Below are 17,117 nucleotides of genomic sequence, written 5' to 3'. Positions count from 1 at the left end.
AAAATGGATAATATTACTAAATGTTTATTAACAAAACATAAAGGAGACAGAGAAATGGAACAAGGAACAAAGAAATTGAGAGGAATAGGTTTAAAAACGAAATTACTTGTATCATATATTATCATTCTAGTCCTTCCAAGTATTGTAATTGGTTGGACGTCTTATCTACAAGCGAAAACAAATTTTAATGATACAATTTTGGAAACAGCAAAAGATAACATAAAAATTTTAGATAATGTCATTAATAAAGAACTAGATAAGAAGCAAGTAGATGCTAAATATTTTACAAAATTATTTACAGAAGCGAGTTATCAAGGAGATCAAGTTCAAAATATACAAAATAAATTAGAAGAATATAATCAGCTACATCCAGAATTAGAGGCCATTTATACTGGCTCTAAAAATGGGCAGTTTATTCAATCACCGGTTACTGAAATGCCAGAAGGATATAATCCTACAGAAAGAGATTGGTATAAAGAGGCGGTAAAAAAAAGCGGAGAGGTAATTGTAACAGCTCCATATAAATCCAAAACGACAGGAAACATAGTGATTACATTAGCAAAACAAAATGAAGATAAAAGTGGTGTTCTTGGTATCGATTTAATTATTAATGATATTGTAAATACTTCAAAAATAGTTAATATTGGTAAGCAAGGTTATGTAGCAATTTTTGATCAAGATACACGTGTAGTGGCACATCCAACGAAAAAGCCGGGTGAAAAACTAGAAGACTCAGCAATACAAGAGCTGTATCAAAAAGAAAAAGGAAATTTCAAATTTGTCCAAGACGGTGAAGAACGAAATGTAATTTTTGAAACAAATAAGAAAACAGGATGGAAAATAGTAGGTATTATGCCTTCGACAGAAATCATTCAAGCAGCTGCACCAATTTTTTCTAAAACATTAACTGTAATAGGTATTTCTTTATTAATTGGTGGAGTTTTAATTTATTTCATTATTGTATCTATTATTAAACCGTTAAAACAACTCGTTATGTCATCGAAAAAAATTAGTGAAGGTGACTTAACAGAAAAAGTGAATGTTCATTCAAATGATGAAATTGGACAACTAGGGATTAGTTTTAATGAAATGGGAGCAGCTCTACGTGATTTAATTTCCAAAATTAATCTATCAGCAGGGCATGTAGCAGCCTCGTCAGAAGAATTAACAGCTAGTGTGAAGCAAGCAAGTGAAGCGACAGAGCAAATTACAAAAGCGATGGAGCAAGTATCAAGCGGTGCGGAAATACAAAATCGAGAAGTTGAAGATGGTGCAACGTTGCTGGAAGAAGTTACAGAAGGAATTCAACGTGTTGCGGATAGTTCTTCACTTGTATCAAATGCATCTGCATATACAAAACAAAAAGCTGAAAATGGTGGGAAGTTAGTCGAAAAGACTGTTCAACAAATGAAATTAATTCATGAGTCTGTTTCGCAATCAGATAAAGTGATTGCACTACTGGAAGATAAATCAAAACAGATTGGAGAAATCCTTGAAGTCATTCAAAATATTGCAGAGCAGACAAATTTATTAGCATTAAATGCGGCGATTGAGGCGGCACGAGCAGGTGAGCATGGCAGAGGTTTCGCAATTGTAGCAGATGAAGTTCGAAAATTAGCTGAGCAATCAGGACAATCGTCAACAGAAATTGGAAAACTAGTTGTAGAAATTCAATCGGATATAAAACAAACTGTAGGTTCGATGAATCAAGTAGGAACAGAAGTAGAATCAGGGCTTGTTGTTGCGAATGAAACAAAACAAAGCTTTGCGGAAATATTAAAATCTACAAATGATACTGTTTCACAAATTCATAATATGGTAGAAATCGCAAAACGTATGACGACGGATGCGAAACAAGTAAGCTCATCTATGAATGAAATTGCAGCAACAGTTGAAGAAAATGCAGCAAGTGTACAAAATATCGCTGGTTCTTCTGAAGAGCAATTAGCTTCAATGGAAGAAATTAATTCAGCAGCAGTACATTTATCACAAATGGCTGAAGAGTTGCAAGAGATGATAGGGAAATTTAGATTATAAGAGGTAAAAGCGGAGTGGGAAGGTCTACTCCGCTTTTACTTTGTTCACAAGTTTTATTTAGAATATTTAAAAATATAATCTGTTCAAGACAAGGATGATAGAATAGATGAGAAAATAGAGACGTGTGAAGTAGGGAGTAGGTTTTGAATGAAAGTAATAATTGAAGAAATTTATAGCTCGTGTATCGGAGTGGTAGAAGAGATTTTTGTTGATGAGTCATCCTATGTTTATGAATGGGAAAAGTTAATGATGATTCGCAAGAATGATGGGACATTAGAAAAAGTTGCAGTGGGTATTAGCGGAAATATAAGAGCAGTACATATAGAAGTTGGTCAAAAGGTGAATACGGACACACTACTAATAACATTAGAAGATGACTTAATCATTACAGGTTGTGAATAGAAAGGTGCGTAGAAGTTACTACACACCTTTTTTTATTAGAGGTTTATTCGAAACATATTCATTGTAAACTTTACAACATTTCATTAGAAGAAATGGAATGTCTATATTTCACTTTTAATACGATACAATAAGGCGTAAAATGAAGAATTTATAACTGTTTTCGTTCCAATTATCTTCAAAAAGATAAGGAGGGAATAGCAATGGGAAAAGAATTGTTGGTGACAATCGAAAGTGTCACTACTCTTCAAGGCACTTTAACAATTCCTACCTATTACGCGGCAACATATCCAGCAATTATAATAATTGGTGATACTGGAAAAATGGATCGTAATGGAAATGTTGGATGTTTACAAGTAAACGTATATAAAGAATTAGCTCATTATTGGACAGCATTAGGGTTTGCGGTGTTGCGTTATGATAAGCGTGGAGTTTGTAAAAGTAAAGGGAATTATAGAAAAGTAGGAATACAAGATTTAATTGATGATGCTACTTTGTGGGTTCGGTTTTTAAAAGATCATCCGCTCATAGATCCAAAACGAATCATTATCGCAGGGCATGGTGAAGGAGCGCTATTAGCACCAGCAGTTTATAGTAAGGAGTCTGTTGCTGGCTTAATTATGCTTGCAGGTGCGGTGGAACCATCAAATTCTATATTAGAAACAAAATTAGAAAATCATGTGGACGAGAGATGTTCTAGATTTGTAAGCTGGTTATGGAAGGTTTTCAAAATACCATATCATATGAAATTAAGAAATGATAAAATTATAAGAGAAGTACAACTTTTGACAGAAGACAGTATTCGGACAAAAGGTATAAAATTAGATGCCAAATGGTTAAGAGAACGGTTACAATATAATATAGTTACGTATTTAGAAAAAGTATTATGCCCAGTTTTAGCAATTACAGGAGGAAGGGATATACAGGTGCCTCCTGAACATGTGGAGCGAATTGTTTCACATGTTAATGGTAAAGCAGAGTGGCATATCATTCCGAACATGAATCATGTTTTAAGAAATGCTGAACATAAGCACACAATGCCTCGATTAAGGAAGGAATATAAGGGACTTATGGATAAAACTATTGAAGAAGAGTTATTACATGTAATGAAGGAATGGTTAAAAAAACATTATCTTTCATAGGAGCTGTAGGTGTGAGGAAACAAAAGATTTTATTATGTATGTTATTGGGAATATTCATGATGACAGTGGCTTGTGATAAACAAGAAGAACCTGAAACGAAGCCAGTTCATGTGAAAAGTGAAAAGAAACAGGAAAAGAAACAGAGGGAAAAAGAAGAGAAGAGCATGAACTTAATGGATAAGCAATTATTGCTTTCGGCAACGCTTGGTGATACAGAAACTGCTATTAAGTTAATAAAAGACGGAGCGAATATAAATGTAACGGGTGACCAAGGAGAAACACCTGTCATGGCTGCAACATACCACAATCACGTTGAAACTGTAAAGGCTTTGATTCAAGCGGGGGCTGATATTGAATTACAAGATAAAAAGCAAGACAATCCTTTTCTTTATGCAAGTACCGAAGGGTATGTCGATATTGTTAGATTAACAATTGATGCTGGAACAAATGTAAGAGAAACAAACCATTCTGGTGGGACAGCGCTTATTCTGGCTGCTGAGAGAGGACATGTCGAAGTAGTCAAAGAGCTATTAAATCGTACAGATATTGATGTGAACGATAAAAATGATAATGGATGGACAGCTTTACTTAAGGCAATTGTGTTAGGAAATGGCAGTGATAATCATAAACAAGTTGTGCAACTATTAATCAATCATGGAGCAGATGTAAATCTAGCTGATCGTGAAGGCATTACACCTTTGGAACATGCAGAAAGAAGAGGGTTTACAGAAATCGTAAATATGCTCAAAGAAGCGGGAGCGAACGAAACAATTGAAACGGTAGAATAGTATAAAGGGTAAAGAAAAAGTAAGAGGTCAGGAAAATCATGATCTCTTACTTTTTTCTATAATTGGAGGATAATGCATGATTATTTTTATTCCTCATTCCTTATCATGTAAAGTCAAGAATTGCTTAAAAATAAGTGTGAACCTAGATACTAAAAAGTATTATATTACTTTATATGGACAAGATATTTATGAAACATAAAAAGAAATAAACAAGAAGTGATTCAAATGATGAATGGAGCAAGAAAGAGATAAACAATAAGGAAAGAGACTTGCAAAGCTCGAAAGAACGATAAGTATGCTAGTTGTTTTTAACGAATGAACAAGGGCGTGAAATAAAAGAATGATGCGCAATTGGAAGAAGTATATATGCTTAATAGGAGTCGGAATAGGCAGCAGTAGCATGTATATAAAGAAGAATGATATTCTGCCTATTACAGATCATAAAGAAGTGATCAAGAATATTGCTTTTTATCCAGTTTCTATAAGTAATCAAACACAGCGCTGTTTTTCAACTTCACAAAATCTGCAGAAAAGAAGTGAAGAAAAGGTATTATTACAACACGTTCCATTCATTAGACAAGCGCCAGAATTGGATAGAGGGTGTGAAGTAACAAGTTTAGCGATGATGTTACAGTATGCGGGTGTTACAGTTGATAAAATGACGCTTGCAGAAGAAATACCAAAAATTCCGTTTTTACATAACGGTTTGCGTGGGAATCCCAATGAAGGATTTGTAGGGAACATTTATACATTTTCTGAGTCCGGGTATGGGGTATATCATAAGCCGCTTTTTCAGCTAGCAAATAAATATTTACCAAATCAAGTTGTTGATTTAACAGGTGAAAATATAGAGGGAATTTATGAAAGAATACGAGCTGGCAATCCTGTTGTGATGATTACAAATGCAACATACACTCCATTAGATGCGGATGAATTTCGTATATGGAAAACAAAGACAGGAAATGTTTCGATTACGTACAATGAACATTGTGTTCTTCTCGTTGGCTATGATAAGGAATCGGTATACATTCATGACCCGCTTAGCAACCAACCAAGCATACGTGTATCACGAGAAAATTTTGAACAGGCATGGGTTCAAATGGGAAGTCAAGCGATTTCAATGAACGAGAAAAGATATGAAAGGGAAACAACTTGGTGAAATTATGTTGGATACGTGTACAGAGGATACTTATTAGAGATGAACTCATTATGCTTATTTAGTGGAGTATAAACAAGATTTTTAGAATCATGCAATCCTTTTCTAGGATCATTCAAATGAACAAGAAAGTGTATATTTATTCAAATTAAGAATACATCAAACAGCGTAAAAAGAGGCGGAATGTAGTATAGATATGCTACTGAATTCCGCTTCTTTTTTATAAGAAGGATATATTGAACAGCAACGATCATACATAAGGATTATTCAAATTAGTGAATATTTTTCAAACATTTAATTGACAATTTTCTAAAATATAATCATTATATATTGTTTTATGGATTCTAATTGTATAAAATAACACAGATGTTTGATATTCAACTAGAGGTGGAGTATGATGCAAAATATATGGAAACGATTTAGAGGAACAAGTATTAAGAAGAAGTTAGTTTTTGCATTTTTAATTATTTTAACTATACCTGGACTTATTATTGGTGGTGTATCATATCAGACTGCCAAGGAAAATTTTGATCAACAACTTACGAAAAAAGCAAAAGAAAATATCGCAGTTTTAAATAGTGTGATTAAACAAAATATGGAAGCGAAATATGTGGATGCAGCATACTTTGCAGATGTTTTAACGGAGGATACATATCCGGACGGACAAGAAGATATCGTAAGAACAAAATTAACACAATATATGAGGCTTCACCCAGATGTAGAAGGCATCTATATTGGAACGCAGACAGGGAAATTTATAAGAGAGCCATTTAAGCAAATGCCGGATGGATATAATCCAACGGACAGGTCATGGTATAAAGAAGCGATTGAAAACAAAGGGAAAGTAATTGTCACGGCTCCGTATCAGTCAACATCTACAAAAAATATGGTGGTAACGGTTGCGAAGCAAACGAAGGATGGTAAAGGTGTTGTAGGGATTAATTTAAATTTAGATAACATAGTAAAGGTTTCTAAAATGATAGAAATCGGTAATAAAGGATATACTGTTATTTTAGATCAAAATAAACAAGTTGTTAGTCATCCATCAAAAAAAGCTGGTTCAAAGATTACAGATTCTTGGGTAACGCCTATTTATGAGAAAAAGCAAGGAAGCTCATCTTATACAGAAAAAGGCGATGACAAAAATATAATTTTTATAACAAATGAAAAAACAGGGTGGAAAATAGTTGGGGTTATGTTTGCAGAGGAAGTGGTTCAAGCAGCTGACCCAGTTTTTTATAAAACATTAATTGTTATTACGATTTCTATTGTTCTTGGTAGTATTTTAGTTTATTTCCTTATGCAATCTATTATAAAACCGTTACGTAAAATTGTGGATTCTGCATATAAAATTAGTAAAGGCGATTTAAGAGAAGAACTCAAGATTTACTCGAAGGATGAAATAGGAGATTTAGCGCAGTCATTCAATAAAATGTCAGAATCTCTTCGTAGCGTTATTTCAAAAATCAGCTTTTCATCAGAGCATGTGGCAGCATCAGCTGAGGAGTTAACAGCGAGTGTCCAACAGGCAAATGATGCAACAGATCAAATTACATTAGCGCTAGAACAAGTATCAAGCGGAGCAGAATCGCAAAGTCAAGGTGTTGAAGAAGGTGCAGCGACATTACAGCAAGTAAACACGGCAATTCAAAATTTAACAGGAAGCGTACAATCTATTTCTGTTTCTTCATCTCATACAAGACAAAAAGCTGATGAAGGGGAAAAACTAGTAGGTCAAACAGCGAAACAAATGCATTCTATTTCTGAATCTGTTTCGCACTCAGATGGTATGATCAAGCGCCTTGATGAGAAATCAAAACAAATTGGTGCCATTTCAGAAGCTATTCAAAGCATTGCCCAGCAAACAAACTTACTTGCTTTAAATGCAGCGATCGAAGCAGCTCGTGCAGGTGAGCAGGGCCGAGGCTTTGCTATTGTGGCTGATGAGGTTAGAAAGTTGGCAGAGCAGTCGGGGGAATCATCAAGTGAAATTGCTAATTTAATTAAAGAAATTAAAGCTGATATTGAGAATACTGTACAATCAATGGGACATGTAAGCGACGAGGTTCAGTGCGGATTAGAAGTTGTAAGCAAAACAAAATTAAGTTTTACTGAAATTTTAGATTCGACAAATCATATCGTTTCACAAGTGAATCAAATGGTAGATACGACTAAGCTTATGGCAAGAGAAGCGAATGAAGTAACAAATGCAATCGATGAAATTGCAGCGGCAGCAGAAGAAAATACAGCTAGCGTGCAAAGTATCGCAGCATCAGCTGAAGAACAAGTTAGCTCGATGACTGAAATTCATTCAGCTGCACAAAATTTAGCAGAGATGGCGGAAGAGTTACAAGAAATGATTAGTGAATTTAAAATATAATAGTGTGAAATAAGTAAGGTGAAATTTTTATTGCCTTACTTATTTTTCTATTTAAAGAAGTATGATTTTGATAAATAATAGGGGAGTCAATGAAAGGATGAGAAATAGAAGATTATTAAGTTTATGGAAAACGATTACATTACTGGTGTGCACTGTTGTTGTACTTTCTTTGCTTGTAACGGACATTTTAATTAGTCATCATGTTGAGCGTACGACAGAAGAAAGCCAAGCAGAAAAGGCTAAAATAATTGCGCGTATTGTAGCGCATTCACCAATTGTGCTGGACGGCTTAACAGGCAGAAAAGATGCAGTTGAAATTCAAACATATACGAACAGGTTATTAAAAAATACAGATGTTCAGTTTATTGTCGTTATGGATATGAATGGAATTCGAAAATCTCATCCAAATCCTCAAAAAATCGGTCATCATTTTGTTGGAGGGGATGAGGGAACGGTTTTAAAGGGAAAAGAACATATGTCTTTAGCTGAAGGAACGTTAGGGATTTCGATGCGCGTATTTGTACCTGTATTTTCTGAAGCAGGGAAGCAAGTTGGTGCAGTTGCTGTTGGGATTTCAGCTGATAATGTAAAAGAGAGAACGAAAGAAAGTAGACATATTATTTATATTGGAATTAGCATAGGAATATTGGTTGGGATTATCGGGGCAGTGTTATTAGCCAGACATATTAAAAAGATTTTGTTTGGCCTGGAACCACATGAAATTGCAAAAATTTTAGAAGAAAGAAATACAATGCTACAATCTGTTAAAGAAGGAATTATTGCGGTAGATAAAGAGGCAAGAGTTACACTTATTAATCATGAGGCGAAGCGGTTATTGAAAAAAAGTAGTCTTGAGGAAGAATGTATTGGTAAAGATGTTGAATCATATATGCCTAATTCACGTATTAAAGAAGTGTTACAGACAGGACAAGCTCAGTTACATGAAGAGCAGAATGCGTATGGAGTTACGATTGTTACAAATAGGGTTCCTCTATATGTAGATGGTGAAATTGTTGGTGCGATTGCAACCTTTCGTGACAAAACAGAAATAAGAAAATTGGCAGAAGAAATAACAGGGATTCGATTATATGCTGAAGCATTGCGAGCGCAGTCTCATGAATTTATGAATAAGATGCATGTTGTACTGGGGCTTACACATATGAAGCAATATGGTGAGTTACAGAAATATGTTAGTAGTATGGTATCAGAGCAGCAATATGAAATTGGTGGCATTATGAAAAAAGTTAAAAACCCTGTAATTGTTGGCTTTTTACTTGGTAAACTTAGCTATGCAAGAGAGAGGAATATAGCGCTCATTGTAAGTGAGGATTCTTATTTACCAGATATATTTGATGAAAGTATGATTCATGAGCTAATCACGATTGTGGGAAATTTAATTGATAATGCATTGGATGCGGTAACAAATTGTGAAGAGAAACGAGTTCAAATTGAAATTTATTATGAAGACACATTAATGATTATAGTGAAAGATACAGGACATGGGATACCGACAGATCGGCTCGATACAGTATTGATGAAAGGGTATTCTACAAAAGGAAATAACCGAGGTTATGGTCTATTTCTTGTAAATGAAAGTATGAAGAGAATCAATGGAAAAATACATGTTCAATCATTAGTAGAAAAGGGAACAACTATCACAATTGAAATACCATATACAAAGTAGGGATGAGATACAAAGATGATTAAAGTTTTAATTGTAGAAGATGATCCGATGGTAGCAATGCTAAATAAATATTATTTAGAGCAGGTTGGGGGATTCGAACTAGTTTCAGTGGCCTATTCTGTCAAAGAAGCAATAAGAATATTAGAGAAATTAAATGTGGAATTTATTCTACTCGATATTTTTATGCCTGAAGATACAGGATTTGAACTATTGATGTATGTTCGAAATCAAGAAAAAGAAATTGATATTATGATGATTTCAGCTGTGCATGATATGAGTAGCATTAAAAAGGCACTGCAATATGGAGTGGTAGATTATTTAATTAAACCATTTACATTTGAAAGGTTCAAAGAAGCGTTAATTGCATACCGGAAGAAGGTTCAATTTATGAAAGAGCAACAACAGATTAGTCAATCTGAATTAGATACACTCATTCTCAAAAAGGAAAAAGTAGAAGCAAATGCAAATCAAGAGTTGCCAAAAGGACTAACAAAGGAAACATTACAGCTTATTTGGCGGCAAATTGAGTTGCTTTACGGCAAGGCATTTTCTACTGATGAAATGGCACAATTAGTAGGGATTTCAAGAGTGTCTATTCGGAAATATGTGAAGTTTTTAATAGAAATTGGTGTTTTAGAAAATGAAATGGTATATCAACAAGTAGGAAGACCTGTAAGTAAATTAAGATGTATTGATCATAACAAAATAGATTTGTATGTATAAGCGACTTTTGCAAGTCGCTTATACTTTTTTTAATTACAAAATTAGTTACAAAACTTACAAAAACTATTTTTACTATTGGAAGCGTTTTAATATTGGAATAAGAATATAAGGGGGTGCCATATGGGAATTCAAAATAATATGGAAGCGGTATCATTTGTAGAAAGAAATGAATCAAAACGAGAAACTTTCGCTTCTAAAATGATGAATATTAAAATCGGTGTTATACCATTGCCATTATATCTTGTTCTAGCAGCTATTATTTATGGAGCATCTGTATATCAGAAATTGCCTGCAGATATGATTGGTGGATTTGCCGTTATTATGATTATGGGGATTTTCTTAGGCGATATCGGAATGAGAATTCCAATTTTGAGAAATATTGGTGGACCGGCGATTCTTTCATTATTTATTCCATCCTTACTCGTCTTTTTTAATTGGATGAATCCAGCATCTATGGAAGCTGCAACGATGTTAATGAAGAAATCGAACTTTTTATACTTATATATTTCTTGTTTAGTAGTAGGAAGCATTTTAGGAATGAACCGAAAAGTGTTAGTACAAGGATTTATTCGAATGTTTATTCCTTTAGTGGTAGGAACGATAGCATCTGTAGTAGTAGGGTTACTAGTTGGTTCTTTATTTGGATTTGAAATGAAGAGAACATTCTTCTTTATTATTGTGCCAATTGTAAGTGGCGGAATTGGAGAAGGGATTTTACCACTTTCATTAGCTTATAGTGATATTTTAAATGAATCATCAGCAACATTCGTCTCACAGCTTATTCCAGCAGCGATTATCGGGAATATGTTTGCGATTGTTGGTGCGGGGTATATGAAGCGTTTAGGTGAGAAAAAGCCAGAGCTAAGCGGGAATGGTGTACTAGTAAAAACAGATAATCAAGCAGAACTACTAAAAGAACAAAATAAAGAGAAGCCAATTGATTTTTCATTAATGGGAGCAGGATTATTAATTGCTTGTACATTCTTTATTTTTGGAGGATTTGCCTCTAAATTTATTGGAATTCCAGGCGCAATCATTATGATTTTTTCGGCAGCAATTGTGAAATATTTCAAATTAATGCCGGCAAAGATGGAGCAAGGGGCATTTCACTTATATAAATTTATTTCGAAAAATTTAACGTGGCCTTTAATGGTTGGTCTAGGGTTATTATATATTCCATTAAAAGATGTAGCAGCGGTTCTTTCATTTGGATATGTCGCTGTGTGTGCTTCAGTTGTTTTAACAATGATAACGTCTGGTTATTTTGTTGGGAAAATTATGAAAATGTATCCAGTTGAATCTGCGATTGTAACAGGGTGTCATAGCGGCTTAGGTGGAACAGGAGATGTTGCAATCTTATCAGCTTCTAATCGTATGGAATTGATGCCATTTGCGCAAATTTCAACACGTTTAGGTGGCGCAGCGATGGTTGTAATCGCAACAATTTTATTAAAAATGTTTTCTTAAATAACGATCGGACAAGCTAGCTATAGAAAGAAATGGCTAGCTTGTCAAATTGAGGGGAGAATATACCGATGTTAGAAAGTCAAATTAATGAGCGATCATTATTACTTCATAAAGAGTTAGTAGGAAAGATTGAAATTACGAGTAAAGTAGAAGTAAATTCAGCCGAGGATTTAAGTTTGACATATACACCGGGAGTAGCGGAGTCTTGTAAAGCAATCGCGGCTGATGAAGAGACAGCGTATGATTACACAGCACGCGGTAATATGGTGGCAGTTGTATCCGATGGGACAGCTGTACTTGGCTTAGGTGATATTGGACCGAAAGCGGCGATGCCCGTTATGGAAGGAAAGTGTATTTTATTTAAGAAATTCGCGAACGTAGATGCATTTCCGTTATGTTTAGGAACAAAAGATGTAGATGAAATCGTTACCCTTGTGAAAAATTTAGAGCCGACATTTGCTGGAATCAATTTAGAAGATATTGCAGCGCCGCGTTGCTTTGAAATTGAAAAACGTCTAAAAGAAGAAACAAATATTCCAGTTTTTCATGATGATCAGCATGGGACGGCAATTGTCGTGTTAGCTGCTGTAATTAATGCATTAAAAGTAGTAAAGAAGCAGATGAATACAGTGAAAATTGTCATTAATGGTGCGGGATCAGCGGGAATAGCAATTGGGAACTTGTTATTAAAAGCCGGAGTAGAGCATATGACATTAGTAAGTTTAGAAGGCATTGTTTGTGAGGGAGAATTATGGATGAATCCAGCACAAATAGAAATTGCAAAGAAAACAAATCGAGAACATGTGCGTGGATCCTTAAAAGAGGCAATTCGTGAGGCGGATATTTTTATCGGTGTATCTGCTCCAAATGTATTAACAAAAGAGCTTGTACAGACGATGAATAAAAAGCCAATTGTATTTGCGATGGCAAATCCAATTCCGGAAATATTCCCAGATGAAGCGTTAGCAGCCGGAGCAGCTGTTGTTGGCACAGGACGATCTGATTATCCGAATCAAGTAAATAATGTATTAGCGTTTCCTGGTATATTCCGAGGGGCATTAGATGTACGTGCAACGGATGTTACAGAAGAAATGAAATTAGCAGCGGCATATGGGATCGCTAACATTATTACGGATGAAGAAAGAAATGAAAACTATGTTATCCCAAATCCGCTTGATAAAAGAGTTGTGCCAAGTGTGGCAGCTGCAGTAGCGAAAGCAGCAATTGAGTCCGGAGTAGCGCAAATTAAAAAAATACCAAGTTATGAATTCTAGAAAAGGTGCCTTCTTTCGTAAGAGGGCACCTTTTTTAGAAGATAAGAAATCTCTAATAAAAGGAATGAGTTGCTGTTTCTTGTAGCATTATGAACTTTACTTCACGACAATGTTGTTCTTACCTTAAGGAATTGAGAGTGTGAGCAGCGAATTCTGGAAGTAGAAATTACTCTACATTGATAACAAGTTGCTCGTAATATTCTCTGTTTATATATATATTTAAAACCCATAATCCAGCAGAAGGCAGTGACATAAGTAGAGGCATTTCTTTTGTTCCAGGTTGGAGTAATTTTGGTGCTGTCCAAATTTTTTCGGAGTTTTCATTTGAAAGAATAACGGGAGTTGGAGCGGTATTCCCTTGTTTTAAAGCAATAATAGAGAATTGTCCATTTGGTATTTGGGAATCGAGAAAAAACCACATATGTTCCATTGCTTCACTCGAAGTAAATACACTATCTGCAATAGCAATTTTCCCTTCAATACCTTTTAAGAGCATTTTTCCTTCGGCAAACGAAGGGCTTTCCTCCCAATTCACATCTTTTAAAACGCTAAGATGAAAAAATGAAGGTGCATTTGTTTGAGGCTTTGAGATCTCCGTTATTTGTTTTTCGGAGGATTTTGAATCTGGTTGTGTTGCTGCGCAGCCGCTCATAAGAAAGATGGATAGTATCGTAGTACTTATTTTTTTCATGTAGCCACACTCCCACTTTGTATTGTTACTGTAATTGTATTTACTAGAGAGTGGGACAATTCCTTTAAAATGATACAAAGAGGTTATAAGTTTCGTACGACTTCTTTTTACATTTCATTAGAAATGTAAAAAGAAGTTTTTTTGAGCACTGTTAGGAAGAGAACAGATACAAAATTATAGGCTCAGATAAGTAATTGGATGGGTAAGAGTAACCAAGAAAAGCACTCTCACGTGTATGAGAGTGCTTTTCTTGGTTGCATTATTTCTCTTGATCTAAGAATAACACCATATGTTCTTCGTCCCAATATTGGCCATTATATTTTAAAGAGCGTTCTTGAACGCCGAATGTTTTAAATCCTAATGATTCGTATAGTTTTTTTGCACCGTCATTCCCAACAACAACATCAAGCATAATTTGTTCGATTTCGAGTTTTTTTGCAAGTTCGATACATTCTTTAATAAGAGCGCGTCCAGCACCAAGGCCGCGTGCTTTTGGAGATACATATACAGAACCAATTTTTGCTTTATGTTCTTGTTTTACATATGGTTTCGTTTCTAGAGTTGCAACTCCGATTAATTCGCCGTCTTTAAATGCACCTAGTGTATAATTTTCATCTTGTGCAAGTTTTTGCGCTTTATATTCAATCGGGCATTCTTTATTAATAATATCTTCATAAGAAGAGCTGAAAGCTTCAGGATTTTGTTTTAATCCTTCTACACGAAGTTCTAAATAAATTTCTGCTTCATCCTTTGTTAGTACATGAATATCCAAGTATATCACCCTCCGTATTTCTGACAAATGTAGTTATATTTTATATTGAAATAAGAATAATTTCAAAAGCTTGGCTCGAATAATGGTTTTTTTTGGCGAAAAATATCGGTTTCTGTTATTCCGCTATTTGTGACAGCTTAATTGGTAAGGGCTTATAATCAATGGGGATGAAGAAAACGCCCCGCTGATTCAAGTTTCATATTATTGGATCGGCAATTTTATTAGAAATTCTGTTCCGACTCTTAATTCACTTTGGACGGTAATGGTTCCATTATGCAGTTCTACAATTTCTCTCGCAACAGCTAAGCCAATTCCTTTTCCACCCGTTGCCCTTGTTCTTGATTTATCAACACGGTAGAAGCGATCGAAAATATGAGGAAGATCTTCTCTAGGAATACCTTCTCCTTCATCTTGAACACATATAGTAAAAGTATTCTCATTTTCAAGCACATTTATTGTAATGATAGATGGTTCATGGGAATGCTGATACGCGTTTTGTAACAAATTTAGCATAACTTGTTCCATACGGCGTTCATCTATATAAACGTTCAGGTGAGTATTACAATGTAATCGAATTTGTATGTCCATTTTAGAAAAGTTTGTTTTTGTTTTTTCAATAATTTTTTCGAGAAATGGTCTAAGGGTTACTTTTTGTTTTTTTATGATGAACTGATGCTGTTCTAGTTGGGCTAAGTCGAATAAGTCTTGTATGAGTGCTGTAATACTATCTGTTTCATCTTCGATAATTTGTAAATATTCCTCGCGTTCTTCTTTGGACAACCCTTCTCTTTTGGCGACTTTTGCATATCCTTTCATATATGTCAGGGGGGTTAACAATTCATGCGCAACACTGGAAAGAAATTCATTTCTTTCTTTTTTCATATAAGTTAGTTCACTTGATAGTTCTTCAATTGTTGTAGCCAAACTACCAAGTTCATCATTGCGTTTAATTCCTAATGCAATGGGTTTATTTAATTTAGGCATTCGTTCTGTCGCTTTTTTCATTTTAATAAGTGGATCTGTAATAACGCGAGAAAAAAGAAAGACAGAAATAGTTGTTAAAATAAGAGTTAAACATCCAATAATAATGAATTGATTTGTTAAACGAGAAATCATTTTTTCTAAGAAAGATGTATTTAAAAACATATGTACATATCCGGTAACTTGTCCTTTCGTAATAATGGGACTTGCAGTTGAAATGAATTTAGACTTTTTCCAGTTTGTTTCAACTGTTTTCCCGTTCCTCGAAATAGATTCTATTTTACAAGCAAGTTGCTTCTTCATCCTTTCTGTAACAATATCTGAAGTGGAAATAATTTTTCCATTCGTGTCTGTTATGACCATAGTTGTATCTGAATCGGAGTGAGATTCCATTAAAGTAATGATTTTAAAAGCACGTGACTCATTTCCAGTATTTATAAATTTTTCGATGATGTTTCGATACTTATTCCCTTGATTTAAAAGAGTATTTGTTTCTTCATCGATACGTAATTTCGCAAGGCTTGTATGAAAAGAGACAAAGGCAATTGTTTCAATACATAAAGCTAATATTAAAAAATATGTACCAATTTTAAGGGAAAGTTTATTCATTTTGTTCCACCATACCTTATTTTCATATTGAATTAGTCTGTTATTAAAAATATATTTTTCCCTAATGAATCATGGCAGTTCCCCTTTCTTTTCTACGTTCTATTGAGAAGTAAAAGGAAAACTGCCTTATTAAGTAGTGAAATGAAGTTTTGATAAAAGAAGAGACGATATATTCAGCTAGCTGTAGTGATTATTCACTTTTCCATTTGTATCCTACTTTATAGATTGTTTCTAAGTAGTTTTCAACAGGAAATCCTTTTTTTCTTAATTTCTCACGAATATTTCGAATATGTGAATCGACAGTACGATATTCAATATCTGTTTGATATCCCCATATTTTTTCGATTAAATCATCACGGCTGTATGCGCGATTGGCATTTTGTAAAAATAGTCCTAGTAATGCAAACTCAATTGGTGTAAGTGAGATTTTTTCATTATAAACAGTAACGGTATGTTTCGTTTTATCCCATTCAATTCCATTGAAGCTAACAAATCCTTCTTTTTTCGTTCGGCGCAATACGGCCTCGATTCTTGCAACAAGTACTTGCTCATCAAATGGTTTCGTAATATAGTCGTCAGCTCCTATTGTCAATCCTTTTATCATATCGTAATTTTGATTCCGAGCTGTTAACATGATGATCGGGACATTGCTAAGTTGCCGAATTTGTTCACATGTTTCCCAGCCATCCATGTTTGGCATCATGACATCTAGCAAAATGATATCGAACTCTTTTTGCTGGATGAGTTCAAGAGCTTCAAAACCTGATTTAGCCTTCATACAAAAATAACCACGTGGACTGAGAAATAAATCTAACAGTTGTAACATGCGTTCTTCATCGTCTATTAATAAAATTTTTATCATATCCTTGTACACCCCAACCATTCTTTTTACTTTGTATAGTTTACATGAAAATAATGAAAAACTCTTTGCGCAAAAGTAATTGACATAAAAAATGCACTACTTTTGCACAACTCTTTTTTATAATAAAGACGTAGCGACACAAAATACCCTAT

14 protein-coding genes are annotated in these 17,117 nt (G+C 34.5%); 10 read left to right on the top strand and 4 right to left on the bottom strand.

Annotated features, from left to right (window positions below; translation table 11 throughout):
* Positions 1-54: 54 nt before the first annotated feature.
* The 10 genes from MR058_RS16655 to MR058_RS16610 all read left to right on the top strand — a co-directional run bounded on the left by MR058_RS16655 (position 55) and on the right by MR058_RS16610 (position 13,050).
* Positions 55-2,037, top strand: a complete 1,983-nt coding sequence (locus tag MR058_RS16655) for a methyl-accepting chemotaxis protein (protein WP_242145035.1) — start codon at positions 55-57, stop codon at positions 2,035-2,037.
* Between the two features lie 147 nt (positions 2,038-2,184).
* On the top strand, positions 2,185-2,439 hold the full coding sequence (locus MR058_RS16650) for a biotin/lipoyl-binding protein (RefSeq protein WP_242145034.1): 255 nt from the start codon (positions 2,185-2,187) through the stop codon (positions 2,437-2,439).
* Positions 2,440-2,639: 200 nt separating this feature from the next.
* Positions 2,640-3,578 carry an alpha/beta hydrolase family protein gene (locus MR058_RS16645; RefSeq protein ID WP_242145033.1) on the top strand — a complete coding sequence of 313 codons (939 nt, stop codon included), beginning with the start codon at positions 2,640-2,642 and terminating at the stop codon, positions 3,576-3,578.
* Entirely contained in the window at positions 3,551-4,366 is an 816-nt protein-coding gene (locus MR058_RS16640) for an ankyrin repeat domain-containing protein (RefSeq protein WP_242145032.1), read from the top strand. Before MR058_RS16645 ends, MR058_RS16640 begins: the two co-directional genes overlap by 28 nt.
* Before the next feature lie 340 nt (positions 4,367-4,706).
* Positions 4,707-5,525, top strand: a complete 819-nt coding sequence (locus tag MR058_RS16635) for a C39 family peptidase (RefSeq protein WP_242145031.1) — start codon at positions 4,707-4,709, stop codon at positions 5,523-5,525.
* A 394-nt stretch (positions 5,526-5,919) separates the two neighbouring features.
* Entirely contained in the window at positions 5,920-7,902 is a 1,983-nt protein-coding gene (locus MR058_RS16630; protein ID WP_242145030.1) for a methyl-accepting chemotaxis protein, read from the top strand.
* A gap of 97 nt (positions 7,903-7,999) precedes the next feature.
* The gene (locus MR058_RS16625; RefSeq protein WP_242145028.1) at positions 8,000-9,586 is read left to right on the top strand and encodes a sensor histidine kinase; all 1,587 of its coding nucleotides are present in this window, start codon (positions 8,000-8,002) and stop codon (positions 9,584-9,586) included.
* 15 nt (positions 9,587-9,601) lie between these two features.
* The gene (locus MR058_RS16620; protein WP_242145027.1) at positions 9,602-10,309 is read left to right on the top strand and encodes a response regulator; all 708 of its coding nucleotides are present in this window, start codon (positions 9,602-9,604) and stop codon (positions 10,307-10,309) included.
* A gap of 120 nt (positions 10,310-10,429) precedes the next feature.
* Positions 10,430-11,776, top strand: a complete 1,347-nt coding sequence (locus MR058_RS16615; RefSeq protein WP_242145026.1) for a 2-hydroxycarboxylate transporter family protein — start codon at positions 10,430-10,432, stop codon at positions 11,774-11,776.
* Between the two features lie 68 nt (positions 11,777-11,844).
* A complete protein-coding gene (locus MR058_RS16610) occupies positions 11,845-13,050 on the top strand; it encodes an NAD(P)-dependent malic enzyme (RefSeq protein WP_242145025.1) in 1,206 nt (401 codons plus the stop codon).
* Positions 13,051-13,216: 166 nt separating this feature from the next.
* Here MR058_RS16610 and MR058_RS16605 read toward each other — a convergent pair whose 3' ends face one another.
* The 4 genes from MR058_RS16605 to MR058_RS16590 form a co-directional block, all read right to left on the bottom strand.
* Positions 13,217-13,741 carry a DUF4871 domain-containing protein gene (locus MR058_RS16605; protein WP_242145024.1) on the bottom strand — a complete coding sequence of 175 codons (525 nt, stop codon included), beginning with the start codon at positions 13,739-13,741 and terminating at the stop codon, positions 13,217-13,219.
* A gap of 259 nt (positions 13,742-14,000) precedes the next feature.
* Entirely contained in the window at positions 14,001-14,513 is a 513-nt protein-coding gene (locus tag MR058_RS16600; protein ID WP_242145023.1) for a GNAT family N-acetyltransferase, read from the bottom strand.
* A gap of 201 nt (positions 14,514-14,714) precedes the next feature.
* The gene (locus MR058_RS16595) at positions 14,715-16,103 is read right to left on the bottom strand and encodes a HAMP domain-containing sensor histidine kinase (protein WP_242145022.1); all 1,389 of its coding nucleotides are present in this window, start codon (positions 16,101-16,103) and stop codon (positions 14,715-14,717) included.
* A 190-nt stretch (positions 16,104-16,293) separates the two neighbouring features.
* Positions 16,294-16,965: a response regulator transcription factor gene (locus tag MR058_RS16590; RefSeq protein ID WP_242145021.1), complete on the bottom strand. Its 672-nt coding sequence runs from the start codon at positions 16,963-16,965 to the stop codon at positions 16,294-16,296.
* Positions 16,966-17,117 lie beyond the last annotated feature (152 nt).

This window comes from Bacillus cereus group sp. BfR-BA-01430 (assembly GCF_022663115.1).
Taxonomy (GTDB): domain Bacteria; phylum Bacillota; class Bacilli; order Bacillales; family Bacillaceae_G; genus Bacillus_A; species Bacillus_A cereus_BD.
The sequence above is the reverse complement of the archived record's forward strand: the minus strand, read 5'-3'. Positions and strand labels throughout refer to the sequence as shown.

What these genes read in the sequence shown, in the direction of transcription:
- MR058_RS16655 (WP_242145035.1), top strand. Translation starts at nt 55, where the DNA reads ATGGAACAAGGAACAAAGAAATTGAGAGGAATAGGTTTAAAAACGAAA.
- MR058_RS16650 (WP_242145034.1), top strand. Translation starts at nt 2,185, where the DNA reads ATGAAAGTAATAATTGAAGAAATTTATAGCTCGTGTATCGGAGTGGTA.
- MR058_RS16645 (WP_242145033.1), top strand. Translation starts at nt 2,640, where the DNA reads ATGGGAAAAGAATTGTTGGTGACAATCGAAAGTGTCACTACTCTTCAA.
- MR058_RS16640 (WP_242145032.1), top strand. Translation starts at nt 3,551, where the DNA reads ATGGTTAAAAAAACATTATCTTTCATAGGAGCTGTAGGTGTGAGGAAA.
- MR058_RS16635 (WP_242145031.1), top strand. Translation starts at nt 4,707, where the DNA reads ATGATGCGCAATTGGAAGAAGTATATATGCTTAATAGGAGTCGGAATA.
- MR058_RS16630 (WP_242145030.1), top strand. Translation starts at nt 5,920, where the DNA reads ATGCAAAATATATGGAAACGATTTAGAGGAACAAGTATTAAGAAGAAG.
- MR058_RS16625 (WP_242145028.1), top strand. Translation starts at nt 8,000, where the DNA reads ATGAGAAATAGAAGATTATTAAGTTTATGGAAAACGATTACATTACTG.
- MR058_RS16620 (WP_242145027.1), top strand. Translation starts at nt 9,602, where the DNA reads ATGATTAAAGTTTTAATTGTAGAAGATGATCCGATGGTAGCAATGCTA.
- MR058_RS16615 (WP_242145026.1), top strand. Translation starts at nt 10,430, where the DNA reads ATGGGAATTCAAAATAATATGGAAGCGGTATCATTTGTAGAAAGAAAT.
- MR058_RS16610 (WP_242145025.1), top strand. Translation starts at nt 11,845, where the DNA reads ATGTTAGAAAGTCAAATTAATGAGCGATCATTATTACTTCATAAAGAG.
- MR058_RS16605 (WP_242145024.1), bottom strand. Translation starts at nt 13,741, where the DNA reads ATGAAAAAAATAAGTACTACGATACTATCCATCTTTCTTATGAGCGGC.
- MR058_RS16595 (WP_242145022.1), bottom strand. Translation starts at nt 16,103, where the DNA reads ATGAATAAACTTTCCCTTAAAATTGGTACATATTTTTTAATATTAGCT.
- MR058_RS16590 (WP_242145021.1), bottom strand. Translation starts at nt 16,965, where the DNA reads ATGATAAAAATTTTATTAATAGACGATGAAGAACGCATGTTACAACTG.